Annotated in this window: 21 protein-coding genes and 3 pseudogenes; 14 read left to right on the top strand and 10 right to left on the bottom strand. The window is 59.4% G+C overall.

Going from position 1 to position 21949, the window contains the following annotated elements; all coding sequences use genetic code 11:
- The first annotated feature begins 328 nt into the window (after positions 1-328).
- Positions 329-811 carry a transcription elongation factor GreA gene (gene greA / locus RGR602_RS31870; RefSeq protein WP_040115938.1) on the top strand — a complete coding sequence of 161 codons (483 nt, stop codon included), beginning with the start codon at positions 329-331 and terminating at the stop codon, positions 809-811.
- Between the two features lie 316 nt (positions 812-1127).
- Here greA and RGR602_RS31865 read toward each other — a convergent pair whose 3' ends face one another.
- Complete coding sequence (locus RGR602_RS31865; protein ID WP_040115937.1) at positions 1128-2648, bottom strand: FAD-dependent oxidoreductase; 1521 nt, start codon at positions 2646-2648, stop codon at positions 1128-1130.
- Positions 2649-3161: 513 nt separating this feature from the next.
- Here RGR602_RS31865 and RGR602_RS31855 point away from each other — a divergent pair.
- Both RGR602_RS31855 and RGR602_RS37865 read left to right on the top strand, forming a co-directional pair.
- Positions 3162-3488, top strand: coding sequence for a hypothetical protein (locus RGR602_RS31855; RefSeq protein ID WP_052451855.1), 327 nt, complete (start codon positions 3162-3164; stop codon positions 3486-3488).
- A gap of 46 nt (positions 3489-3534) precedes the next feature.
- A complete protein-coding gene (locus tag RGR602_RS37865; protein ID WP_170250711.1) occupies positions 3535-3693 on the top strand; it encodes a hypothetical protein in 159 nt (52 codons plus the stop codon).
- 330 nt (positions 3694-4023) lie between these two features.
- On the opposite strand, the pseudogene RGR602_RS31850 reads toward RGR602_RS37865, so the two are convergent.
- From RGR602_RS31850 to RGR602_RS31840, 3 genes and pseudogenes are all read right to left on the bottom strand, one after another.
- Positions 4024-4454: pseudogene (locus RGR602_RS31850) on the bottom strand (VOC family protein).
- 83 nt (positions 4455-4537) lie between these two features.
- Entirely contained in the window at positions 4538-4732 is a 195-nt protein-coding gene (locus tag RGR602_RS31845) for a hypothetical protein (protein WP_040115935.1), read from the bottom strand.
- Positions 4732-5088: a hypothetical protein gene (locus RGR602_RS31840; protein ID WP_052451853.1), complete on the bottom strand. Its 357-nt coding sequence runs from the start codon at positions 5086-5088 to the stop codon at positions 4732-4734. The genes RGR602_RS31845 and RGR602_RS31840 overlap by 1 nt, the downstream gene beginning before the upstream one ends.
- Positions 5089-6169: 1081 nt before the next feature.
- Between RGR602_RS31840 and RGR602_RS31835 the strand changes: the two genes are divergently transcribed.
- From RGR602_RS31835 to RGR602_RS36670, 7 genes and pseudogenes are all read left to right on the top strand, one after another.
- Positions 6170-6472, top strand: coding sequence for a hypothetical protein (locus RGR602_RS31835; RefSeq protein ID WP_040115934.1), 303 nt, complete (start codon positions 6170-6172; stop codon positions 6470-6472).
- 152 nt (positions 6473-6624) lie between these two features.
- Complete coding sequence (locus RGR602_RS31830; protein ID WP_040115933.1) at positions 6625-6912, top strand: hypothetical protein; 288 nt, start codon at positions 6625-6627, stop codon at positions 6910-6912.
- 223 nt (positions 6913-7135) lie between these two features.
- Entirely contained in the window at positions 7136-7438 is a 303-nt protein-coding gene (locus RGR602_RS31825) for a hypothetical protein (RefSeq protein ID WP_040115932.1), read from the top strand.
- Positions 7439-7648: 210 nt separating this feature from the next.
- A pseudogene (locus RGR602_RS37980) lies at positions 7649-7888 on the top strand (AI-2E family transporter); the annotation flags it as partial.
- 153 nt (positions 7889-8041) lie between these two features.
- Positions 8042-8275 carry an AbrB/MazE/SpoVT family DNA-binding domain-containing protein gene (locus tag RGR602_RS31815; RefSeq protein WP_040115931.1) on the top strand — a complete coding sequence of 78 codons (234 nt, stop codon included), beginning with the start codon at positions 8042-8044 and terminating at the stop codon, positions 8273-8275.
- Positions 8272-8676 (top strand): type II toxin-antitoxin system VapC family toxin, encoded by a 405-nt coding sequence (locus RGR602_RS31810; protein WP_040115930.1) that lies wholly within the window; start codon positions 8272-8274, stop codon positions 8674-8676. The genes RGR602_RS31815 and RGR602_RS31810 overlap by 4 nt, the downstream gene beginning before the upstream one ends.
- 269 nt (positions 8677-8945) lie before the next feature.
- Positions 8946-9089: pseudogene (locus RGR602_RS36670) on the top strand (transglutaminase-like cysteine peptidase); the annotation flags it as partial.
- A gap of 102 nt (positions 9090-9191) precedes the next feature.
- Here RGR602_RS36670 and RGR602_RS31805 read toward each other — a convergent pair.
- A complete protein-coding gene (locus tag RGR602_RS31805) occupies positions 9192-9944 on the bottom strand; it encodes an SHOCT domain-containing protein (RefSeq protein ID WP_323808271.1) in 753 nt (250 codons plus the stop codon).
- Positions 9945-10822: 878 nt separating this feature from the next.
- Between RGR602_RS31805 and RGR602_RS31800 the strand changes: the two genes are divergently transcribed.
- The 4 genes from RGR602_RS31800 to RGR602_RS37860 all read left to right on the top strand — a co-directional run bounded on the left by RGR602_RS31800 (position 10823) and on the right by RGR602_RS37860 (position 16551).
- Positions 10823-11581, top strand: coding sequence for an ImuA family protein (locus RGR602_RS31800; protein WP_040115928.1), 759 nt, complete (start codon positions 10823-10825; stop codon positions 11579-11581).
- Positions 11499-13013, top strand: coding sequence for a Y-family DNA polymerase (locus RGR602_RS31795; RefSeq protein WP_203226221.1), 1515 nt, complete (start codon positions 11499-11501; stop codon positions 13011-13013). The genes RGR602_RS31800 and RGR602_RS31795 overlap by 83 nt, the downstream gene beginning before the upstream one ends.
- Complete coding sequence (locus RGR602_RS31790) at positions 13010-16270, top strand: error-prone DNA polymerase (protein ID WP_040115926.1); 3261 nt, start codon at positions 13010-13012, stop codon at positions 16268-16270. The genes RGR602_RS31795 and RGR602_RS31790 overlap by 4 nt, the downstream gene beginning before the upstream one ends.
- Before the next feature lie 128 nt (positions 16271-16398).
- Entirely contained in the window at positions 16399-16551 is a 153-nt protein-coding gene (locus RGR602_RS37860) for a hypothetical protein (protein WP_170250378.1), read from the top strand.
- A 291-nt stretch (positions 16552-16842) separates the two neighbouring features.
- Here the strand turns inward: RGR602_RS37860 and RGR602_RS31780 are convergent, their stop codons facing one another.
- The 5 genes from RGR602_RS31780 to RGR602_RS31760 form a co-directional block, all read right to left on the bottom strand.
- Positions 16843-17871, bottom strand: coding sequence for a glycoside hydrolase family 25 protein (locus tag RGR602_RS31780; RefSeq protein ID WP_040115925.1), 1029 nt, complete (start codon positions 17869-17871; stop codon positions 16843-16845).
- 159 nt (positions 17872-18030) lie between these two features.
- Positions 18031-19209 carry a M20 aminoacylase family protein gene (locus RGR602_RS31775; protein WP_040115924.1) on the bottom strand — a complete coding sequence of 393 codons (1179 nt, stop codon included), beginning with the start codon at positions 19207-19209 and terminating at the stop codon, positions 18031-18033.
- An 87-nt stretch (positions 19210-19296) separates the two neighbouring features.
- Positions 19297-20076 carry an amino acid ABC transporter ATP-binding protein gene (locus RGR602_RS31770; protein WP_040115923.1) on the bottom strand — a complete coding sequence of 260 codons (780 nt, stop codon included), beginning with the start codon at positions 20074-20076 and terminating at the stop codon, positions 19297-19299.
- A complete protein-coding gene (locus RGR602_RS31765) occupies positions 20073-21035 on the bottom strand; it encodes an amino acid ABC transporter permease (protein ID WP_040115922.1) in 963 nt (320 codons plus the stop codon). Before RGR602_RS31765 ends, RGR602_RS31770 begins: the two co-directional genes overlap by 4 nt.
- Positions 21032-21922: an ABC transporter substrate-binding protein gene (locus RGR602_RS31760; protein WP_040115921.1), complete on the bottom strand. Its 891-nt coding sequence runs from the start codon at positions 21920-21922 to the stop codon at positions 21032-21034. The genes RGR602_RS31765 and RGR602_RS31760 overlap by 4 nt, the downstream gene beginning before the upstream one ends.
- Positions 21923-21949 lie beyond the last annotated feature (27 nt).

The raw sequence follows: 21949 nt of genomic DNA, 5'->3' as shown, positions 1-21949 counted from the left end.
CCGAGCCTTGTTGCGTGAGGCTCTGGCTGCCTTGGGCGACCCTCCAGGGCAGCTTTTGGCTCCTATCGGGATCGTGACAGCGCGAGCCGGAACAGCGACCCGGCAATGAGCCTCCGGCCATTCAGAAAGGGCCGCTATCCACGGGCCGCGCAATGTCCGTTGCGGGCGGCGCAATGCGGAATATGACCATCCGGAAAAAATCCTCTCGTCGTCGGACCAGGATAGAGGTATCTTATCTGCTCGCGACCATCGAAAAATCGAAAATAAAATCGATCTGCGCATGTGACGGATCGCCGATGTCGTTGGCCAGTCTAAACGGAGGCTGAGATTGAGCACCGCGTTCACCAAGGAAGAAAGTGCCGAAACGGCTTCGGAAACTCTGCTGCCCGACCGTCCGATTTCACCTCACCCGAACCTGGTTACAGAAGCGGGATTGAAGGCGTTGGATTTGCAGCGCCAAAAAGCTCGTGAAGCCTACGATGCCGCAAGTACAATCGAAGACGTGAATGAACGACGGCGGCAGGCAGCAATCCCCTTGCGTGACATGCGCTACTTCAGCGAAAGAATTCGCACAGCACAGGTAGTCCCTGACCCTATGTCATTTGACATTGTTGCGTTCGGGAGCACGGTAACCTTTCGTCGCGACGACGGGCGCGTGCAGAAATATCGCCTCGTTGGAGAAGATGAAGCTGATCCGAAGACCGGGTCGATTTCCTTCGCATCCCCTGTAGGAACGTCTCTAATGGGCAAAGCTATTGGAGACATAGTCAATGTAGGTGATCAAGAGCTTGAGATCCTTGCCATCTCCTAGAGAAGCTGACGCCCCAAGGTCCAATCGCAAGAGACAGCTTGCCTCTGGCTGGAGCGACAATGAGGCCGGGCGACGGGAAAACGCGCTGAAGGGCCCTCGCTCACAGACCAAAGAACGGAAATTTTCTGAATTGCCCAAGTCGCAGAACGGCGCTGCGGCAGGAAAGCGTGCATGAAGTCGGTGCCTGGGATCGGTGAGATTGTTGATCATACCTTCACGCATGAGTGCGGCGACCATGGAGGTCCTTTGCACATCAACTTCAAGCATACGCAGACCAGCGACGCGGCGTCCCGCATTTCGAGCGCGCCGTAAAGCCCTATTGGAGATCAGCCAAGGGAGACACGGCCGGTCCATTCAGGGCGGTACCATCGACGGCAAATTGCGAACCGTGGCACGGGCAATCCCAGCAGCGCTCGAGAGAGTTCCAATGCACGTGGCAGCCTATGTGCGTGCAAGACGCCGAACGTTTGTAGAGCGTGCCGTCTTCGTCTCGGAAAGCGGCGATCTTGGTGAGGCCCACGCGGACGATGGCACCTTCTCCCGGTCGCAACTTGTCAAGGGAATCAATTTCTCCAGGGGCGATATACTCGACGAAATTCTTGATCGCTGTCGCGTTCTCCACGAGGTAGTCACCGATCGCCTTTGGCGTCTTGCGGGATGGCTCATAAAGTTCCCGCCAACGGCTGTTGCCACTGAGAATGAGATCTCGGATCAGCAGAGCAGCCACCACGCCATGGGTCATGCCTTCGCCGGAATCACCTGTCACCACGAACACCCGCTCGTTGCCCGGATTGCGGCCAATGAAACCGGCGTAATCGATGGTCTCCATCACCTGCCCCGACCATCGATGGGTCTCGACGCCGAGATCGGGCACTAGACGTCTGGTCCAGGACGTCAAAGCTGCGAACCGCTCGTCGCCGTCGTCGGCCGCGCCGGTCTTATGGTCTTCGCCGCCGACGACGAGAAAGTCCGTTTCGCCGTCGCCCGGCTGCAGACGCACGTAGTGGTAAGGGTCTTCAGTATCCCAGTAGAGCCCATCCGGAATAACATTGCGCCCGATCTCGAACGACATCGCATAGGTTCGGTAGGGCGCTTGTTTGGTGTGGAGGGCGACGCGGTCATTGATCGGCGAATTGGTCGCCACGACAGCCCATTTTCCAGTGACGACAAAGCCAGAGGCTGTCGCGACGCGGACACCACCATCAGTTTCCTCGACCTTTTCGACCACTGTGTCCCGGTAAAGGACGCTGCCGCGGGCGCGGAGGCCGACGGCCAGCCCGCGGAGATATTTGAGCGGGTGGAATGTGGCCTGACGGGCATAGCGAAGGGCGGGTGCCCCGGAGAACCCCGCAAACGGCAAGCCGGTGGTTCTTTCGACCGCGGCGCCGATTTGCAGTGCGGCATCGAGTTCGCGCTCGAGGTCAGCTTCCTGCACTCCAGACGACGGAAACAGAAACCCATCGACGCGTCTGAAATCGCACGCGATAGCCTCCATCTCCTGAATCGCTTCGATGCGATCGATCGCGGCAGATTGGCTCTCGTGGAAGTGCCGCGCCAGCTCACGCCCCCGCAGAGCGATGAGTTCGGAAAAATAGTCGTCGCATACCGATGTCAGATGCGCGGTCGTGCGGGCGGTCATGCCGCTTCCGATCTGGCCGCGATCGATGACGGCCACTTTCTTCCCAGCAAGTGCGAGCTCGTAGGCCACTGACAAGCCGGCAATGCCCGAGCCGACAACGACGACATCGACTTGGTCATCGTGGGGGAGTGGAACGGCGTCAGGCGCGACTTTGATCGGCGCCCATAAAGAAGCGGTTCTTTCATCGCTGACATTCATGGCCGACTTCTCCACAAATCTACACCTGCTAAATAGGAGAAAGAACGCAAAAGTTCCCCCGAACCTTGCTGAGCGGATCTTGGGATCACTCGGGCGGAAGTCGGCCTGCGGACCCCATCGCAGATGGTATATCGCGACAATGCGCAATCGCTTTCCAGCCTTCGCGCAGTTCCCCAACTCTCCCGAAATGCCACTGCAGGTGAGGTGAAGCTTTGTAATTTAGTAAACTCTAACGTATTATGGGATTTTACTTTGTGGAGATCGGATGTCGCGCGTCGAGATCGACCGCTACCGGACTGCGTCGTTGCGGGCCCTTTTGGAGCACGGAAAGATCCCATAAAGGCGGATTCTACCATGACGGCCGATTCGCGACGCTCGAGGACGCCGTCAGGCACTACGACCGTCACCTCGATGTCACCGATGAGGAGAGGAGCGATCTGATCGAGTACCTGAAGTCGATTTGACCGCTATTCGACAACGTTGACAGCTATTCGATAATAGGGAGGCAAGAACATGAAAAAGGATCGTGGTCCGGAGGTCAAAGGCCCGGCGCAAGGTCGCTCAAGCCAAGCGGTATCCCGACGGAAATTCTTGAAAGTGACGATGGCCGGCGTCGCGGTTACCGGTGCAGGTGCGCTTGGCTCCTGCATGACGGGCCAGCCTGTCGCACGCGGCGCTGGAACGACGCCGAAGTCTATGGCGCGCTACCAGAATTCGCCGAATAAGGGACGACGGTGCGGCGGGTGCACCCATTTCCTGGAGCCAAATGCATGTGAGATCGTTGCAGGTGAAATCAGTCCCAATGGCTGGTGCCGCTTCCACGAGCCGCGGCCGGCTTGAAGAGTGAGACCCAAGGTGGACGCGCCCGGTGAGCAGGACGGTAGATATGATCACGCCGGTCCCATTGCTGGCGAGAATGTTGGTGTTCTCCAGCGTAAAAACAAATGTTTTCAAGCCAACCACCAGCGAGGAGATCCTGAAGCCGCTCAAGGTGCACGATGGCTTTGAAGCCAGCGCCCGCAACATCGGGCAGGAAAGAACGTGATTGCCGTGAAGGAGTCGCTTCGAACCACCGCTTAGTGGCCTCCGACCTTGACGCTTCCACGGCACCGCTCTTCGAGATAGCCGTATGTTCCTAGCTCCGTTCATGGGGTGACGGCGGGCAACATGAATGCGGATGCACGATCGGCAAGCTCGAAGCGGGCATCAACGAACCTATTCGCCGGGCGAGCACGGGAGGCGAACTCGCCTTCGCGCCGGACGGAACGCTGCGGATCAATTTCGGGAGTTCCCTGCAATGTTCGTTTCGAGAGCAGCGAGGAAAAAGCGGCCGACCTGCGCCTCGATCTGGCGCCCACAAGACGCGGACGGAGCGTCAACCACGCCGCGCCGCCTCGATTGCAGCGACGTCGATTTTTCTCATCGTCATCATGGCCTCAAACGCGCGCTTTGCTTCATCACCGCCAGCCGCCAGAGCGTCGGTCAGTATTCGGGGGGTGATTTGCCAGGCCCCACTTGTCCTTGCACCATCCGCACGCGCTCTCCTCGCCGCCATTTTCGACGATGGCATTCCAGTAGCGGTCGGTCTCCTCCTGGCCGTCGGTGGCGATCTGGAACGAAAAGGCTTCGTTGTGTTTGAATACCGGCCCCCGTTCAGGCCGAGACAAGGAATCCCCGCAACTGTGAACTCGACCGTCAATACATCGCCCTCTTTGCCCGCCGGGGTGCGCGGTGCACGCCAGTCACCATGCTTTCGGGAAAGATCTCGGAGTAAAAGCGAGCGGCAGCCTCAGCCAGTAAGGGCAGGTAATCACGAAGAACTGCCCAGCATCTGCAGCGTGCTCAGCTTCCAACGAGACAACTTTCGCATGTCATTCATTTCCGACATGTCAGTCCCGGTCGAAACGCGGACGCCAGCCACGTACCAAGCCACGGCTCAGGGCGCTTTCCGCCAATGCGAGCTGCAGCCTCAAATGATGATTATCGGCCAACAGTGTCGCGATCGTCGCCTTGGCGTCGTCGTCATGAAAGGCGAGAGCGGCCTCGACTTCATAGTCGGCGTCTTCCCTTGTGACGGGCCGCATCAGGGAACCAGCCCTTCCGCCTTGGCGCTGCGAAGAACCGTCTCGACCGCGTTGTCCGGATCGCCGTCAGAGGTAAACCACACAGGTTTTCCCGAAACATCTTCCCAGTTACGCATGGTTCTGAACACGCCGCAGGAAAGCCCGCTTTCGCGATCTATGGCGACCTCGAACTGACCCATCGGCGAACCGAAGGCCATATCGTAGGCGCCTGCCACAAAGAGGCGTTTGCGATCCAATCCCGAGCCGGTTTTCAGCGCGTTGAGCAATCGTGGATGCGCTTCAGTAATGGCAACTTCGCAAGGCGGCGTCCAATAGGTGCCTTGTTCCAATTCTCTCTTGATCGGCTGCCGGGGCATGATCGTTCTCCCCATACTCAATGTGTTGCAACGGACGGTCTCCCGCCGTTTGTTCCTATTATGTTCTCATGGTGATGAGAGTCAACAAATCTTTGAATGTGCGCCGCAAGGATCTAGCTCCCGAGACGGCTAACCGACCTTAAGAACAAGGTTCTGCCGCTCGACACTTCTGGAGTTTCACCCCTTTGCCGTTGCGTGAATAAGGCATGTTCTCCAGGTCCGAGCCGATTTGGGTGCAGCTTGAAATAGAATTCGTGACCGGACTTGGGATGCCGACGCCTGGTTCAGCCCAGGCCCAGGACCCGTCGGCTCCGTGCGAATGCGCGGCTCAGGTGAGTATTCAGGGCATGTAGACAGACTGCGGTCGCCGACGCGGGCGACGGGCGGCGCTGAAGGCCAGCGGGCATGTTCGCGGTTGGAGCAAAAGAGGAATTGAATGGAACCCGGACGTCATTCCTGGTGCTGCGTCGGAGGCTGCAGGTGAAGTATAAGCCTGCGTGGGTTTCCGTAGGAGAACAGAAAAACGCGTATTCCGGGGTCTTTTTGAAGCCGCGACTTCTTCTCAAAGGTCGGGCGATTGCTTCTGCGGTAACCTCACCAGCCGCTGAATTATCCTAATCTGGCTTGGCATGGCGGCAACCAAGCTGTGATTGACGGTCACTCTAAAGCATGGGTATTCCTACGATTAGGATTACGACCAGTCCTGCCATTACAAGCGATGTCTCAATCAGAAATACCGCAACTTGTCGTCCGGTCATGTCTGGAAAAATAGCTTTCACTGAAGCGTCTCCTCGCAATAATATTCCAATGAATGCACCATATCACAGGATACTGTAGAAAGTTTTTATTTTTATTGCGGCGAACTGCCTTGCTTAAAACCTAATCAAAGCGCACAGTATTTCTGTCGGCAGCATTTGAAGCGGGCGCTGCCGCAAAAGGGTTAAAATCCTTCGCCCCAATCAGAGGAGGACGTGATGTCTTCCATGTCCCATCATCATTATTCCTTTGAACACGTTTCAATCAGAATCCTGGTCGCGCTCAGCGTCGCCTTCATCTTGTTTCTGATTTCGGGGGGCTGGCTGTGGTAACCATTCTTTACGTCGGTGAAACTGCAGCCGTCGAGAGCTCGACGCTGCAGCGAATTCTGAAGCGAGCCAATTATGCGACTTCGGACATGCAAGCCGACGAGGGCCGGGAGCGTCACGAAGAAGTCGTGATCATCCGCCGCATTGAGGCCGGCACGATACCCTCGCAGAGTTACCCACCCTCCCTTCGGCGCAGGCAAAGCTCAGGCCCGGATGCACTGGCGTCGTGGGAGAATGAAGGCGGCGCAACCAGCGCGCGTCCGGCGGCAGCCTCGAAAGCTGCGGAAAACCGAAGGTGACTTTGGCGCAGCGACCACAAGGCCTGTCCGACCCCGACCAGATCGCGTCATGGCTGAGGCCATAAACGCGTGAAAAGAAGGCAGACGGGACGGAAAGTTCTCCCCGCTGCGCGGCAAACGCCTGTCGCCTCAACATCCAGACGGAGTCAGCCATGAACAGAACAACTGAAACCGAAATCAGGTTCGATCATTCGTTCCTCATCGAATCTCTCGTTATGCCACTGGCAGCCGGGACATATCGGCTAACGGTGGACGAAGAACGGATCGAGGAACTGTCCTTTGCCGCTTACAGGATATTAGCCGCTCATCTGGAAATTCCGTCAATTGAAACGCCTTCGCTCAAGAGGCAGCATTTGCAAGTCACGCGAGCGGAAATCGATGCGGCGCTGCTGAAAGACCAGCAAGCCGCACCACCGGCAGCGACCGAAGATCGCGTCTAAGTAGGGAACGCAGCTCTATCGTGACTTGCCACACCGCGCCGAGGAGGCGCGCATGTCGTCCGTCGCGGATGACTTATGCTGCCGTCGTATATGAGCATCCTCGAAAGTTATTGTTTGCTTTGTCTAATCCGAGGGCGCATGGTCTAGCCTCCAGCAGTAATCATTACGGGCGCTGCTGTTTGAGGGCCGCCAAACCCTTTGCCCCGACCGAAAGGAGGATGTCATGTCTTCCGAAACATCCATTAGATATATGACGAGCGACGACCTCAACTTGCTTCAGGGGGTGCTGAAGGATGCCGGCTATACGGACGATGTTCTCTTTGAACAGCCTCGACCCTTCCCCATCGCAGCCCGGCTTCTGATCGGCCTCTTTCAAGAGGGAACCACCAGTCCAGCCGAACTGACCATTCAGCTCGAACGACATTTCGGCAAGCCCAGGAAAGAGGCCGTTACGCTCGCAGTCCCACGTTTCCATCGCTTTGCGATCCAGGGGCTTCCGGCACAGCGATCTGGCGCGATCCATTAAAGCCACATCCAATGGCAATCGGTCCGTCGGTTAGCTCGTTCTAGGGCAGCCGACGGGCCTTAGTCGCCAATGGCCGGCGCGGTAGCCACCTCCGCCCACATGACAGCGCGACGGCCGGTTCTCCACGCATCGTCTCGCTCTGAGCGGAGACCCGCACTGAAAACGCGGGCTTGTAGTTGTTCTTCCTTGGATTTCTGCATCTATCCGTTCAACTTCCTCCGACCATATCTGCTCAGCCAGAACATCAATCTTCCCGAGCTGCTCGGTCTATTCGGGCTCGTCGGCGGCGTTCTGGCTTTCGGATTCATCGAGTTTTTTCTCGGACCAAGGTTACTGGCGGTGGCCTATAATCTCTTTCTCGAGTGGGCCGCAGCGGAACTCGAAGAGCGTATGCAATCGGCACCGTCTTCCCTTGCGGCTGGCGACTTGGAAGCCAATACTAGGGATTGAGTTGACGGATTTTCGCTCATCGTTTCGGCTTCGCGGATTGCGGCGCGCCGCCGGCACAACACCTATGAAAGCATATCATCTTGGAGACCGCCTTATTGACTTCGCCCTTACAAAGTAATACCTTCTGAAGGTCAAGTATTACCGAGGGCGCAAATGGCGACGACAGTGACAGCAAAGGGGCAGGTGACCATTCCAAAGCCCGTCCGCGATCTGTTGGGAATCGTTCCCGGAAGCAAGGTTGATTTCCGCCGCGCCGCCGATGGCAGCATTGTCGTGGTGCGGGCGGACAAGAAGCAGGCTGTGAGCCGGTTTGCGAAGTTGCGAGGTCAGGCGGGCAAGGGGCTCAGCACCGATGCCATTATGGCACTGACACGTGGCGAAACTTGACCCTCGTCGATACCAATGTCCTCCTGGACGTTGTCACTGATGATCCGGCGTGGGCGGATTGGTCGATTGCACAACTTGAAGCGGCGAGCCTCGATGGGCCTTTGCTGATTAATGATACCGTGTACGCCGAGCTGGCGGTGCGATACGATCGTATCGAAGAACTCGAGGCATTCCTCGACGAGGCTGGGCTTGAAATGACTGCAATGCCGCGAGCCGCCCTTTTCCTTGCCGGCAAGATATTTACGCAGTATCGCCGCGCCGGAGGATCAAAGACCGGCGTATTGCCCGACTTTTTCATAGGTGCCCATGCAGCGGTTAGTCAGCTTCCGTTGCTCACCCGCGACCTTGGCCGCTACCGCACATATTTTCCGTCAGTGACGCTGATTACGCCGCACGCGTAGCCGGAAATATTTCCAGTGGCTGTAGCGCCGCGCCGTATCCGCGTCGCGGATGTGGTTGCAGAACTCCGGGTTCAGATCTGTGTGCAAACTTTGGCATCTAGACTACGAATTGAGGGTGCCGAAACGCGGAAAAGGATTTGAGCTTATTTCACCGGCGAGGTTGGCAGTGAAATGCTTTCATGAATATGTCGAGCGACATTCCTAATCTTTGCGCCTTGCGCGGGACATGGCAGATTAAGAGCCAAAGGCTGACATGCTGCATTTCCTGAGGTGAAGGACACGCCGTCCTGACGCTTTCCACCAGCGAAGGTGATTTCATTCTTGATGATCTCGCAGATGAGATCAAACCTTGGCACGCGGCACCGCAGGTGTTTCTGAGACGCCAAAGCCACCACAATCCGATCGATCGGTAAAGATCCGGATGAACGTTTGCAGGCGGCCCGCGCAGTGATTATCCGGGCTCGATGAAAAGCCATCAACTGATCGGCGTCCGGCAAGCCCCTGTTCGTCGGGTCCTATAGTCGGCTGAGCAACTCCGATTTCTTCGCCTCGAATTCCTGATCTGTGAGAATACCTTTTGCATGAAGGGCTGCGAGGCGTTCAATCTTGTCGAAGATGTCCTCATCGGACCGACGCGCCTCCGGCGCTGGACGCGCCGCTTGTTGTGGCTCGGTGGATTCCGGCGCGGACGATGCGAATATCGATGGCGCAACCGTGGCGGCAGATGGTCCGGTAGCCGACGTGCCCGCCGGTTCCTTGCCGTTCTGACGGACCACATCCAGTTCCGAAATTTTCACGAGTCCGTGCTGAGACGTAAAGCTCAGCGACTGGTCGCTGCTTTGCTGTTGCGAGAAACCGCCAATGCGATGGTCCTTCGTGTCGTAGACCGTAACCCGGCCGCCGACATCGATCGCCAGTCGTCGGGTTGTCGGGAAAAACGCATAGCGCAGGTCATTCTGCGCCCCGGTCGAGGCAGGATGCCCGAGCTCCTCGGGCCACCAGTTCCCGGCCGACAACGCCCCAGGCACGAACAAACTGACGCCGCCTTGACCCTGGTATTGGGACTGGTGCGACCTCTGCGGCTCCAGCAAATCCGTGCTGCCTACCAGGACCGCAAGCTCGGAACAAATCCCCGCCACGTTCGCCTTCAGAGCATGGTTGAACATGTCGCCGACCATGATCATGCCGCCCTGCGACCATTGCCCCATGCCACCGAGATCAGGATGGTTGAACTGAGCCTGTGTCGCCTGTCCGGCGATAATCGCCATCAGAAGGTGCTCGACCGCGCTAAGGCTGACCCCGTACCGCTGTGCAATCCCCTCCAGGGTCCGTCGACCCTCTTCACTGAGTTGTCTCATCGTGATCGCCCTTGCCTTATGAAGCGTGCATGTCGCAAGGCCGAGCCCCGCAACGAAGTCAAGAAGCTCTCCACGACATTAGAACAATACGGAACGAGGTGACAAATGTCACAAGATATCGCACCAGTTCTACCATCACATCGTCGGCGTAGGCTTATGCGCCGATATCGACGCAGTTCGAAAACTGCTTCCATAATCTTGACCTCAGATACCGGAACGCCAGGACTGCGGGCAAAGTCACGCCACCTACGTACAATCTCCCGACCACGCCGCGATTACTGCGGACGTCGAGATGACAAACTGTGCGACCGGTCGCAACAAATCGATAGATGCGGCCGCATCGTCAAAACAGATCTAGGTCGAGGTCCCGGCACTATTCGGCGTCGGGTTCAACCTAAAGCCGCGCAAGTACCTCTCTATCCACGCTATCCGTTGCAGTGACGGATAGGACCGTTGTGATGTGGGCGGCGGGCTTCGGTGCAACTGAGTGGCGACACCTAGCGTCAGAACAGGTCTGGCTTTTACTCGCCTTGACCATGACCGCCTCTCTCGGAGTCGCACTGCCGCCGCCGGAATCTTTTCTCATCGATGACATTTTCGACCGCTGTGGACAGGCTCCTGTATCGCATTGATTTCTCTGATGGATCACGAGTTTTCGTGCTGTGGAGGACGGTTGAGGTGAGATGCCACCCGAAACATGCCGATTGACTCGCTTTTCGCATAGGAACAAAAGAGGAACATTCTCGCTTTTAAACGAGATGGAAACCTGCTTTTGACGAAGGCCACAGATGGCGCAGCCGCGCGCGAACCTTACCCTCTCCGAGCTTCGAGACCATATCCGGCATCTCGAAGGAACGGCTGGCCGCCGCAAGGTCGTCCTGCCGTTCGGGGTCGCCGAAATCGACCGACACCTTCCGGGCGGGGGCCTTTCATACGGAGCGTTGCATGAGGTCGCCGGCGGCGGGACAGGGAGTGTCGATGGAGCGGCCGCAGCGCTGTTTGCGGCGGGCATCGCTGCCCGCACAAAGGGTAAAATCCTGTGGTGTCTGACAAGGCCAGACCTGTTTTTTCCGGCCATATCTCAGGCGGGCCTGCATGCCGACCGGGTGATCTTCTGCGAGGCCGACCGGGAAGCGGACGTGTTGGCTTCAATGGAAGAAGGCCTCTGTTTCGGTGGCCTTGGAGCGGTGGTCGGCGAGCTCGTACGTCTTCCCATGACAGCCTCGCGCCGTCTCCAGCTGGCAGCCGAAAAGACCGGCACGATGGGTATAGCGCTCCGGCGCTGGCGGCGGCAGACGGAAGCCTCGGACTTTGGCCAGCCCACCGCTGCAGCAACGAGATGGCGCGTGAGCGTCTTGCCGTCCGAACCGCTTCCCGTTGCCGGTGTCGGCCGGGCGCGATGGCTGGCGGAATTGATGCGTGTGAAGGCGGGCGAGTGTGCTGAGTTTGAAATAGGAGCCTGCGATGCCAAGGGTCGTATCCGTCTACTTCCCGCGTCTGGCCACGGATCGGCTCAGACGGCATGGAGCAGAAGCCGTGCCAGCTGAACGCCCGCTCGTCGTCATCTCGAAGAGCGGCTCCAAGCGATGGATTTCTGCCGCCGACAGCAAGGCGTCAAAGCTCGGTCTAAGAATCGGCATGCCCGCCAGCAAGGCCCAGGCGATGGTCGCCGATCTGGTCATGATTGACGCCGCTCCTGGCGAGGACGCCGCCGCGCTCGAGCGGCTCGCCCTTTGGGCGCTCCGGCAGTACACGCCGGTGGTCGCCGTGGATGGGACCGACGGCTTCGTGATGGACACCGAGGGAGCGGATCATCTGCAGGGCGGCGAAGCCCTCCTCGTCAGCGGATTGGTGAACAGACTGCGGGCGAAGGGATTGTCAGCGAAGGCAGCCGTAGCCGATACCTGGGGTGCGGCCCACGCACTTGCGCGGCTGACTTCGGACGATACGACCGTCGTTCCCGTTGGAGCGATTGCCAAGGTGGTAACCCAACTGCCGATCCACTGTCTCAGGCTGCCATCGGAAATGGTCCAGGGTCTGCGGGTGCTCGGTGTTGATACCGTCGGCCAGCTTTTTTCAATGCCGCGCGCACCCCTGACGCTTCGCTTCGGTCCGGAACCCTGCCGTCGCCTGGACCAGATGTTCGGCCGGATCGCCGAACCGATTGACCCGATCCGTACGCCGGACCTGGTCGAGGTATCCCGCAATTTCTCCGAACCGATCGGCGCGGCCGAAACCATCGCAAAATACACGCGCCGCCTCGTCGTCCAATTGACGGCTAGGCTGGAGGAGCGAGGGCTTGGCGTACGCCGATGCGACCTGATCATTCACCGCGTGGACAACATCAGGCAATGTCTGAGGGCGGGCCTCGCCAAGCCTGTCCGCGAGCCCGCCCGACTTTCGAAACTCCTCTGCGACCGCATCGAGAAGATCGATCCTGGCTTCGGAATCGAGAAGATGGCGCTCGTTGCCGTTATGGTAGAACCGCTGGAGGAGAAGCAAATCGCACCCTCGTTGATCGAGGAGACGATCGTCGACGTGACGCCATTGGTCGATATCCTCGGTAATCGCGGCCAGCGTCTCTATCGCGTCGCTCCCGTTGCTTCCGACGTTCCGGAAAGGTCCGTCAGGAAGATCAGTCCGACGGCAGACGAAACCGGAGAGAACTGGGCGGCGAAGTGGCCGAGGCCGTCACGTCTACTTTCGACGCCCGAGCGGATCGAGGTGATCGCCCTGCTTCCCGACCAGCCACCTGCCGTCTTCACCTGGCGCGGCAAGCGACGACGCGTAAAACGCGCCGACGGTCCAGAACGCATCTTCGGCGAATGGTGGCTTCGCCCCACGGAGATGTCCGCGGTTCGGGACTACTTCGTGGTCGAAGATGAGGTGGGTGAACGATACTGGATCTTTCGGGCCGGCGACGGGTTCGATGCGGAAACCGGCTCCCATCGATGGTTCCTCCATGGAGTGTTCGGATGAGATACGCCGAGTTCCAGGTCACGACGCATTTCTCCTTCCTGCGAGGCGCCAGTTCCGCCGAGGAACTCTTTGCCACAGCCGCGGTCCTCGGTATCGATGCGCTCGGTGTCGTCGATCGCAATACTCTGGCAGGAATCGTGCGTGCCTGGGAGGCGGCGAAGACGACCGGCGTGCGGCTCGTAGTCGGATGCCGGCTGGACCTTTCGGACGGCATGTCGATACTCGTTTACCCGACAGATCGTCCGGCTTACTCGCGGCTCTGCCGTCTGCTGTCGCTCGGAAAATCGCGAGGCGGCAAGGGAAACTGCGTTCTCGATTTCTCCGATTTCGCCCAGTACGCCGATGGCCTCATTGCAGTCCTCGTTCCTGACGAGGCGGACGAGACCTGCGGCATGCAGTTGCGCAAGCTCGCCGAACTCTTTGATGACCGTGCCTATGTCAGCGTCTGTCTGCGGCGTCGGCCGAACGACAGGCTGCGCCTCCATGGTATTTCGACCTTGGCGACCCGATTCAAAGTGCGGACAGTTGTCACCAATGACGTCCTGTTTCACGAGCCTTCCCGCCGCCAGCTACAGGACGTCGTGACCTGCATTCGCAACAAGACAACGATCGACGATGTCGGCTTCGAGCGCGAGCGACATGCAGACCGTTTCCTCAAGGCTCCCGAGGAAATGCATCGGCTGTTTGCCGAATACCCCGAAGCGTTGGCCCGAACGCGGGAGATTGCCGACCGCTGTCGTTTCGATCTGAGCCAACTCGAATATCAGTATCCCGAGGAGGCGATTGTTCCGGGCCTCGACGCCCAGCAGAGCCTTACGAAGTTCGCCTGGGAAGGGGCAGCCGAACGATATCCCGAGGGCATCCCCGAGAAAGTCAGGAGGGCAGTCCAGCATGAACTCGAACTCATCAGGGTCATGAAATACGCGCCCTACTTCCTGACGGTTTACAGCATCGTGCGGTTCGCGCGTTCAAGGGGCATTCTCTGTCAGGGCCGGGGATCTGCGGCGAACTCGGCTGTCTGCTATTGCCTCGGCATCACCTCGATCGACCCGGAAACAAATGATCTCCTGTTCGAGCGATTTGTGAGCCAGGAGCGCAACGAGCCGCCGGACATCGACGTGGACTTCGAGCACGAGCGGCGCGAAGAGGTCATACAGTGGATCTACGAGACCTACGGCCGGAGCAGGGCCGCACTCTGCTCGACGGTCACGCGATACCGCACGAAGGGCGCGCTGCGCGACGTCGGCAAGGCGCTATCGCTTCCCGAGGACATGATCGCCCAGCTTTCATCCGGCGTTTGGGGCTGGTCAGAGGGCGTCAGCGAGAAGCATCTCAAGGAGAACAATCTCAACGCCTCGGACTACCGCCTGCGGCTGACCCTCGATCTTGCCCGGCAACTGATGGGTGCGCCCCGTCACCTTGGACAGCATCCTGGCGGCTTCGTGCTGACCCATGACAGGCTGGACGACCTCGTGCCGATCGAGCCGGCCGCGATGGACGACCGTCAGGTCGTCGAATGGGACAAGGACGATATCGATGCGCTGCGCTTCATGAAGGTCGACGTCCTAGGGCTTGGAATGCTGACCTGCATGTCCAAGGCCTTTGCGCTGATGGCAGAACACAAAGGAGACAACAAGGACCTTGCGTCAATTCCGCAGGAGGACCATGCGACCTACGCGATGATCCGCAAGGCCGACACGCTTGGGACGTTCCAGATCGAGTCGCGCGCCCAGATGTCGATGCTCCCGAGGCTGAAACCGCAGACGTTCTACGACCTGGTGATCCAGGTGGCGATCGTCAGGCCCGGGCCGATCCAGGGCGACATGGTGCATCCCTATCTCAGGCGGCGGGAAGGCCGGGAAAAGGTCGAGTACCCGACGCCGGAACTGGAGGCGGTGCTGAGCAAGACGCTTGGCGTGCCGCTTTTTCAGGAGAGCGCGATGAAGGTCGCGATGGTCTGCGCCGGCTTTAGCGCGGGAGAGGCGGACCAGTTGCGGCGCGCGATGGCGACCTTCAAGCACACAGGAGGGGTTTCGAAGTTCAAGAACAAGCTGGTGTCCGGCATGGTGAAAAACGGCTATTCGCCGGAATTCGCGGAAAAGACCTTCAGCCAGCTCGAAGGTTTCGGCAGTTACGGCTTTCCCGAGAGCCATGCTGCGTCTTTTGCGCTGATCGCCTACGCCTCGAGCTGGGTGAAATGCCACCATCCGGACGCCTTCTGCGCAGCTCTCCTGAACTCTCAGCCGATGGGTTTTTACGCTCCGGCCCAGATCGTTGCCGACGCCAGGGTTCGCGGGATCGAGATCAGGCCCGTTTGCATAAATCGGTCCCGCTGGGATTGCACCTTGGAAGACGGGGCGGGTTCGCGTCATCGCGCGGTTCGACTTGGATTGCGAATGGTGCGGGGTTTGGCAACGGCAGACGCCGCGAGGATCGTCGCGTCGCGCGCCGGCCAGTTTTTCGTCTCGGCCGATGACATATGGCGGCGATCAGGCGTGCCCACGGCCTCTCTGGTCAAGCTTGCCGAAGCCGACGCTTTCCTCCCGTCGATGGGCCTTGAACGGCGTGAGGCGCTCTGGGCGATCAAGGCGTTGCGCGACGAACCGCTCGAACTATGGGTCGCGGCGGCGGAGCGGGAAGCGAAGGCGATTGCGGAAATGCAGGAACCCGCGGTCACATTGAGATCGATGACACAGGGCATGGAGGTCGTGGAAGACTACAGTCACACAGGTCTGACCCTGCGCCAGCATCCGGTGTCCTTTCTTCGTCAGGACCTCAGGAAGCGGAGCATCGTCACCTGTGGCGAGGCGATGGCCGAGCGGGACGGGCGATGGCTGATGACGGCGGGACTGGTCCTCGTGCGCCAAAGGCCTGGGTCGGCCAAGGGCGTGATGTTCATGACACTGGAGGATGAGACCGGAATCGTCAACGCCGTCATCTGGCCGAGCCTGTTTGAGAAACAGAGGCGGGTCGTGTTGTCCGCCACGATGCTCGCCATCAACGGCAAAATCCAGCGCGAGGGCGAGGTCGTCCATCTGGTCGCCCGGCGGCTGTTCGACCTGTCGTCCGATCTCGGAGGGCTCGGCGAGCGTGACGGAGCGTTTCCGTTGCAACATGGTCGCGGTGACGGGGTGGTTCACGGAAGCGGTTCGCCGGATTCGCGGGATCGACCAAAGCCCTTGGCACCGACGCGAGATCTCTACGAACCCGATTGGCACATCGACACACTGAAGGTCAAATCGCGGAACTTCCATTGATTGACAGAGGTATGGAGGGACCGGAGCGTTGCCGAAATACTGTATCACCTGTCACTTGACGGCCGCAACGGAGTGGGATCTACGATCCGGGAGACAGAAATTGGGAGCCGTACCGGGATCGACGCCACATGGACCGCGAAGGAGCCGATCGGGTGGCCCTGGCAGTCAACGCCGGAACGAGCGATGATCTACGCGAGGACTTCGAGGCCGCCGGATATCCGCTTCTTACGACTGAAATCGTCGCACCTGGACTCATCAAGGTCTATCCGCACCCCGCCTGAGGGAACTTGCCCGAGCAACCGAACGCTTACCCTACAAGACGGCAAGGTCCAGAATTACTCGCCCCGCCCGACGGCTGCCGCCCGTCGGAGGGAACTGTTTGAAGTGTGGCAGCGCTGATGGTGTTGTTTGGAGGCGAAGATTGCCGTCGTCGGAACCGCGGTTCCCGTCCCGGTGGCTACTGGAAACTGCAGGAATCGCAGCGGCTTGCACGGCGACGCAATTCATCCTTCGGTGGCCGGGATGGTTCCTCGCTTATTCAGGGGCAAGCTAAACTACCCCGCCGCCCGGCGTTACCGTGACGCCACCCAGTCATGCCAGTCGCCTTCATCGCCATGGAAGACGTTGAGGTCGATCCGGCCATCGACACCGTGCGACAGGCCGGAGCCCGAATACTGCCAGAAAACCCACTTCCGTTTTGGATAGACCTTGGACGGGTGAGCGGCGACCGAGCGCAGCCAGAAGGGATAGTCGAGGAACGCGCCCTTGAGATTGTCGCGATAGAAGTCGGGTGCAGTGTAGATGATCGGGCGCTGACCATAATGCCGCTCAAGCTTGTCCATGAAGACCTGCATTTTTTCGAGCACCCGCTCGCGCGAAGGCCGTCGCTTGCAGCTCGATTCACCATTCCACTCGACGTCGATCACCGGGGGAAGCGCGCCAGCTTCCTTCGGAACGTTGCGGATGAACCAGTCGGCCTGTTCGCCAGCCGTCCGGCACCAGTAGAAGAAGTGATAGGCGCCGCGCTTCAATCCGGCTTCCTTTGCCCGGCGCCAGTTCTTCTTGAACATCGGATCGAGATGATCCCCGCCGTCGGTCGCCTTGATATAGGCGAAGTTCGCCCCCTGCCTTCTCAGCCTTTCCCAATCGATCTCCGCCTGCCAGCGCGACACGTCGACGCCATGCACGGCAAGCTTTCTGGGCGATATGGACCCGAAATTAATCGGCTTGGCGTCGCGGAACCCGTAGCTGTAAATCTGCGAGCGCGTCTGCGGAGCTGTCCCCATCTCAGGCTTGTCCGGCGAAAGCATGGCAATCGGCCGGTCTGACGGAACGGGCGCGCCAACGGTTCTTGAAGCCGGCGCAAACGCCTGCGGTTGCGGTATCGATCCCGCCCAGGCCAATGTCTCCTGCGGCGGGGCAGCTTGCGCCGCGACGTCGCCGATATCGGCGGCAGGGACGGGCACGGCCGATTGGGCAACCGAGCCCGTCGTCTCCTCAGATGGTCGCCCGGCCTGAACGGTCGCAGGACGAGAATTGGCGGCGCAACCGGCCAATGTCAGGCAGGCAAGAAAAATTGCTGTCACATTCGATAGACGCATAAGAACCCATACGCAAAACAACTGCCGCCGATGCCAATCCCCTGCCGCCGGGACCGGCTGGCGTGAATGGCTAACGGAAAATTACCAAAAAAGACTGAATACAATCTTTATCGCCAAGGTTAACGGCGCGCGCATGCTTGCGGGTGCGTCACGGGAATTCTAGCCCAAGAATTTCTCTGTCAGCCGCGCCCACATGGCGGCGCCAACCGTCAGGTTCTCGTCTGCAAAGTTGTATTTCGAGCTGTGCAGGATCTCCGAGTTCAGGCCGTTGCCAAGGCGCAGGAAGCAGCCCGGCTTATGCTCGAGAAAATGGGAAAAATCTTCGCTTCCCGGGATGAGCGGGCACGTCAAGACCTGGTCCGGGCCGACGAGTTCCTCCGCAATGCCGCGGGCAAATTCGGTTTCCTTCTCGGAGTTGATGACGACCGGGTGGCCGCGCACATAGTCGACCTCGGCCCTGGCCCCATAGCCTTCAGCGACGGTCGCGGTGAGTTTGCGGATTCTCGCCTCCAGAATGTCCCTGATCGCCGGTTCGAAGGACCGGACACTCAGCAAAAGCGTAGCGATGTCCGGAATGACATTCGAGGCCTCGCCGGCATGGATGGAGCCGACGGTGACAACTGCCGTCTGCGTCGGATCGATGCTGCGCGAAACGACCGACTGCAGAGAGACGACAAGATTGCAGGCAATAACGACGGGGTCCACCGTCAGATGCGGCCTGGAGGCGTGGCCGCCCTTTCCCTTGATGGTGATTCGTACCGTGTCGGCAGCGGCCATCAATGGACCGGAACGCAAAAGCCAGGTGCCTTCCGGTGCGCCGGGATGATTGTGCAGCCCGAAAATTGCATCGCACGGAAAGCGTTCGAACAATCCGTCAGCGATCATCGCTTCAGCACCGCTTGCGGTCCCTGCTTCCTCGGCGGGCTGGAAGATCAGGTTGATCGTTCCGTCAAAACGGCGGGTGCGCGCCAGATATTGCGCAGCCCCAAGCAGCATCGTCGTGTGGCCGTCGTGACCGCATGCATGCATCTTGCCGGCGGCCCGGCTCGCGTAAGGTAGGGACGTTTCTTCCTGTATCGGAAGGGCATCCATGTCGGCACGGATCGCAATACTGCGTGGGCTGCTGCCTACCTTAAGACGTGCGACGACACCGTGGCCGCCGACATTGCGGCAAACCTCGTAGCCCCAGGAAACCAGTTTTTCGGCGACGAAGCGTGCCGTCTCGACCTCTTCGAACGACAGTTCCGGATTGGCGTGAAGATGCCGGCGGGTCGCGAGAAGCTCTTCCTTGAGCGGTTCGAAGTCGGAGATGCGGGCAAAAGCATTGTCGCGTGTCATCAGTCAGTTCCGATAGCTAGAATGAACGGGATGGTGGCGCCGCGGTTTGGCGCCGCGGGCAGAATGCGGAGCGTACAGATTGCCCGGCTAGATGAAGCGCGCGAGAAAGCTTCTCGTGCGCTGATGCTGCGGATTGCCGAGGACATCTTCGGGCTTGCCGTGTTCAACGACTTTGCCGCCATCCATGAAGATGACCCGATCGGCCGCTTCGCGCGCAAAACCAATCTCGTGAGTGACGACGATCATGGTCAATCCCTGGCTTGCCAGGTCCCGCATGGTGGATAAGACCTCACCGACGAGTTCGGGATCGAGTGCGGAGGTCGGCTCGTCGAACAGCATCAGCTTCGGCTTGATCGCCAGAGCCCGTGCGATCGCCACGCGCTGCTGCTGGCCGCCGGAAAGCTGGCGCGGATAACTGCCGGCTTTTTCCGAGAGGCCGACGCGCTCCAGAAGCGTCAGCGCATTTTCCGTTGCGGCCTTGCGGCTTTCGCCGTGGATGCCCACCGGCGCTTCGATGATGTTTTCGAGCGCGGTCATGTGCGGATAGAGGTTGAACTGCTGGAAGACCATGCCGATCTTGCGCCGCTGTGCAGCGATTGCATTGTTGGAGAGCTTCTCAAGCCGGCCCTTTCGCAATCGATAACCGATCTGCTCTCCATCGACCATGATAGAGCCCTGATTGATTGCCTCCAGATGGTTGATGCAGCGCAGGAAGGTCGATTTGCCCGAGCCGGATGGCCCGAGGATAACCACAACCTCGCCAGGGGCGACGTCAAGATCGATCCCTTTCAAGACTTCAAGCTGGTCGAAGGATTTGTGAACATTGCGTGCGTGGACGAGCGGTTCGACAGTTGCAAGGGCATTCAATGGCTCGCCTCCTGTGCGATGGCGGGTGAGGGGGTATCGGGTACGATCGGCGCGCCTGCCTGTCCGGCAGGCTTCGCCGCGCTGCCGGAGCGTCTGTCGCCTCTGCTGTAGTAGCGCTCGATATAGCCCTGGCCGATGTTGAGGATCGAGGTAATCAGCAGGTACCAGACCACCGCGACGAGCAGCATCGGAATGATCTCGAACGTGCGGTTATAGATCGACTGGACCGAATAGAGCAGGTCCGCCATGGCGATCACGCTGACGAGAGAGGTCGCCTTGATCATGCTGATGAGCTGGTTGCCGGTTGGCGGAACGATGGAGCGCATTGCCTGCGGGATGATGATCCTGCGCAGTGCGCGTGCCCGCGTCATGCCAAAGGCTTCGGCCGTTTCCGCCTGTCCCCTGTCGACGGAAAGAAGGCCGCCGCGGATGATCTCGGCCATGTAAGCCGCCTCGTTGAGCGCCAGGCCGACGATTGCCGCCGTCATCGGCGTGATGACGGAATTTGTATCCCAACTGGCCAATGTCGGTCCGAACGGCACGGTGATCGAAATCGACGGAAAGAGCGTCGACAGGTTGTACCAGAAGATGAGCTGCACCAGGAGCGGCGTGCCGCGGAAGAACCAGATGTAGAGGCCGGCAAGGGAATGGGCGAGCCGGTCCGTCGACAACCGCGCAATGGCAAGCAGCAGACCGAGCGCTATGCCGATCAGCATGGCAACGACCGTCAGTCCCAGCGAGACGTAAAGGCCGCTGATGACCGTCGGGTCAAAGAAATATTGTGCGACGACCGGCCAGCCGAAATTCTCGTTGTTTGCAACGATCCATCCAAAATCGGCCGCAATGCCAAGTGTCAGCGTCCAAAGGACCAGGCGATCGATGCGAAACGGCTTGTGCGCGTTGACGACGTCGCGGGCACCGCCCGAAGGCGATGCGTTTTTGTGGTTGTTGGCGCTCATTTTGGCAACATCCCGCCGAGATTGATGCCCGGCTCTTTGATCATGTTGTTCTCAAGGCCCCATTTCTTCATGATCGCGGCATAGGTGCCGTTGTCCATCAGAACTTTCATGCCGTCGTGCAACACCGGTCCGAGCGGCGATCCCTTCGGCACGACCGCACCCTGGTAGAGATCTTCAAAGCCGTTCTTCTGGCCGACGCCGGTGAGCTCGAGCTGGCCATTAGACTGCGACACAAAATAGGTGAGGGGAGCCTGGGACGAGAAGAATGCATCCGAGCGCTTGGACCTGACGGCAAGGATGGAGCTCGGCTGGTCGGTGAAGGATTGAACCTCGATCGCCTCCTTGCCGTCGGTCTTGCACTTTTCGGCCTGGACCTTGATGACCTTCTCCGCCGACCCGCCAGCCATGACGGCAATGCGCTGTCCGCAGGCAGTCTCCAGCGAGGTTATGCCGTTCGGATTGCCCTTGTGCACGGCGAAGACGACGAATTCCTGCACCCAGTCGACGAAATCGTTGGCCTCTTCGCGGCTCTTGAAATCGCCGACAGGACCGAAGGCGAATTGATAGCGGCCGGAATTGACGCCGGCGAGGAGTGCCGGCAGGCCGCCGACGGTTGCGTGCTCGATCGTAACGCCGAGCACCTGGCCGAGCGCGTCCGTGAGGTCGGCGCTTGCACCTTCCATCTTCGTTCCGGTGACGATCTCGTAGGGCGGAAAGGAGCCGTTGTTGACCGAGATCATCTTGCCGGCGGTCTTGATCTCCTCGGGAAGCTTTGCCCGCAGTTCCTCGTTGACGGTGAGCTTCGGAAGTTTTGCATCCTCGGCCATGGCCATTCCAGAGAGCAGGGCGCTGGCAAGAGCGAAGGAGGTGATGGATTTCAATGGCATTTCTTATTCCCCTTTTTGGTTTGTATG

It is taken from the genome of Rhizobium gallicum bv. gallicum R602sp (genome assembly GCF_000816845.1).
Taxonomy (GTDB): domain Bacteria; phylum Pseudomonadota; class Alphaproteobacteria; order Rhizobiales; family Rhizobiaceae; genus Rhizobium; species Rhizobium gallicum.
This window is presented reverse-complemented; position numbering and strand designations above follow the sequence as displayed.

Excerpts from the sequence above, each read along its gene's own strand:
- RGR602_RS31865 (WP_040115937.1), bottom strand. The coding sequence starts at position 2,648 with ATGAATGTCAGCGATGAAAGAACCGCTTCTTTATGGGCGCCGATCAAA.
- RGR602_RS31855 (WP_052451855.1), top strand. The coding sequence starts at position 3,162 with ATGAAAAAGGATCGTGGTCCGGAGGTCAAAGGCCCGGCGCAAGGTCGC.
- RGR602_RS37865 (WP_170250711.1), top strand. The coding sequence starts at position 3,535 with ATGATCACGCCGGTCCCATTGCTGGCGAGAATGTTGGTGTTCTCCAGC.
- RGR602_RS31845 (WP_040115935.1), bottom strand. The coding sequence starts at position 4,732 with ATGCGGCCCGTCACAAGGGAAGACGCCGACTATGAAGTCGAGGCCGCT.
- RGR602_RS31840 (WP_052451853.1), bottom strand. The coding sequence starts at position 5,088 with ATGCCCCGGCAGCCGATCAAGAGAGAATTGGAACAAGGCACCTATTGG.
- RGR602_RS31830 (WP_040115933.1), top strand. The coding sequence starts at position 6,625 with ATGAACAGAACAACTGAAACCGAAATCAGGTTCGATCATTCGTTCCTC.
- RGR602_RS31825 (WP_040115932.1), top strand. The coding sequence starts at position 7,136 with ATGTCTTCCGAAACATCCATTAGATATATGACGAGCGACGACCTCAAC.
- RGR602_RS31815 (WP_040115931.1), top strand. The coding sequence starts at position 8,042 with ATGGCGACGACAGTGACAGCAAAGGGGCAGGTGACCATTCCAAAGCCC.
- RGR602_RS31805 (WP_323808271.1), bottom strand. The coding sequence starts at position 9,944 with ATGGCGATTATCGCCGGACAGGCGACACAGGCTCAGTTCAACCATCCT.
- RGR602_RS31800 (WP_040115928.1), top strand. The coding sequence starts at position 10,823 with ATGGCGCAGCCGCGCGCGAACCTTACCCTCTCCGAGCTTCGAGACCAT.
- RGR602_RS31795 (WP_203226221.1), top strand. The coding sequence starts at position 11,499 with ATGCCAAGGGTCGTATCCGTCTACTTCCCGCGTCTGGCCACGGATCGG.
- RGR602_RS31790 (WP_040115926.1), top strand. The coding sequence starts at position 13,010 with ATGAGATACGCCGAGTTCCAGGTCACGACGCATTTCTCCTTCCTGCGA.
- RGR602_RS37860 (WP_170250378.1), top strand. The coding sequence starts at position 16,399 with ATGGACCGCGAAGGAGCCGATCGGGTGGCCCTGGCAGTCAACGCCGGA.
- RGR602_RS31780 (WP_040115925.1), bottom strand. The coding sequence starts at position 17,871 with ATGCGTCTATCGAATGTGACAGCAATTTTTCTTGCCTGCCTGACATTG.
- RGR602_RS31775 (WP_040115924.1), bottom strand. The coding sequence starts at position 19,209 with ATGACACGCGACAATGCTTTTGCCCGCATCTCCGACTTCGAACCGCTC.
- RGR602_RS31765 (WP_040115922.1), bottom strand. The coding sequence starts at position 21,035 with ATGAGCGCCAACAACCACAAAAACGCATCGCCTTCGGGCGGTGCCCGC.
- RGR602_RS31760 (WP_040115921.1), bottom strand. The coding sequence starts at position 21,922 with ATGCCATTGAAATCCATCACCTCCTTCGCTCTTGCCAGCGCCCTGCTC.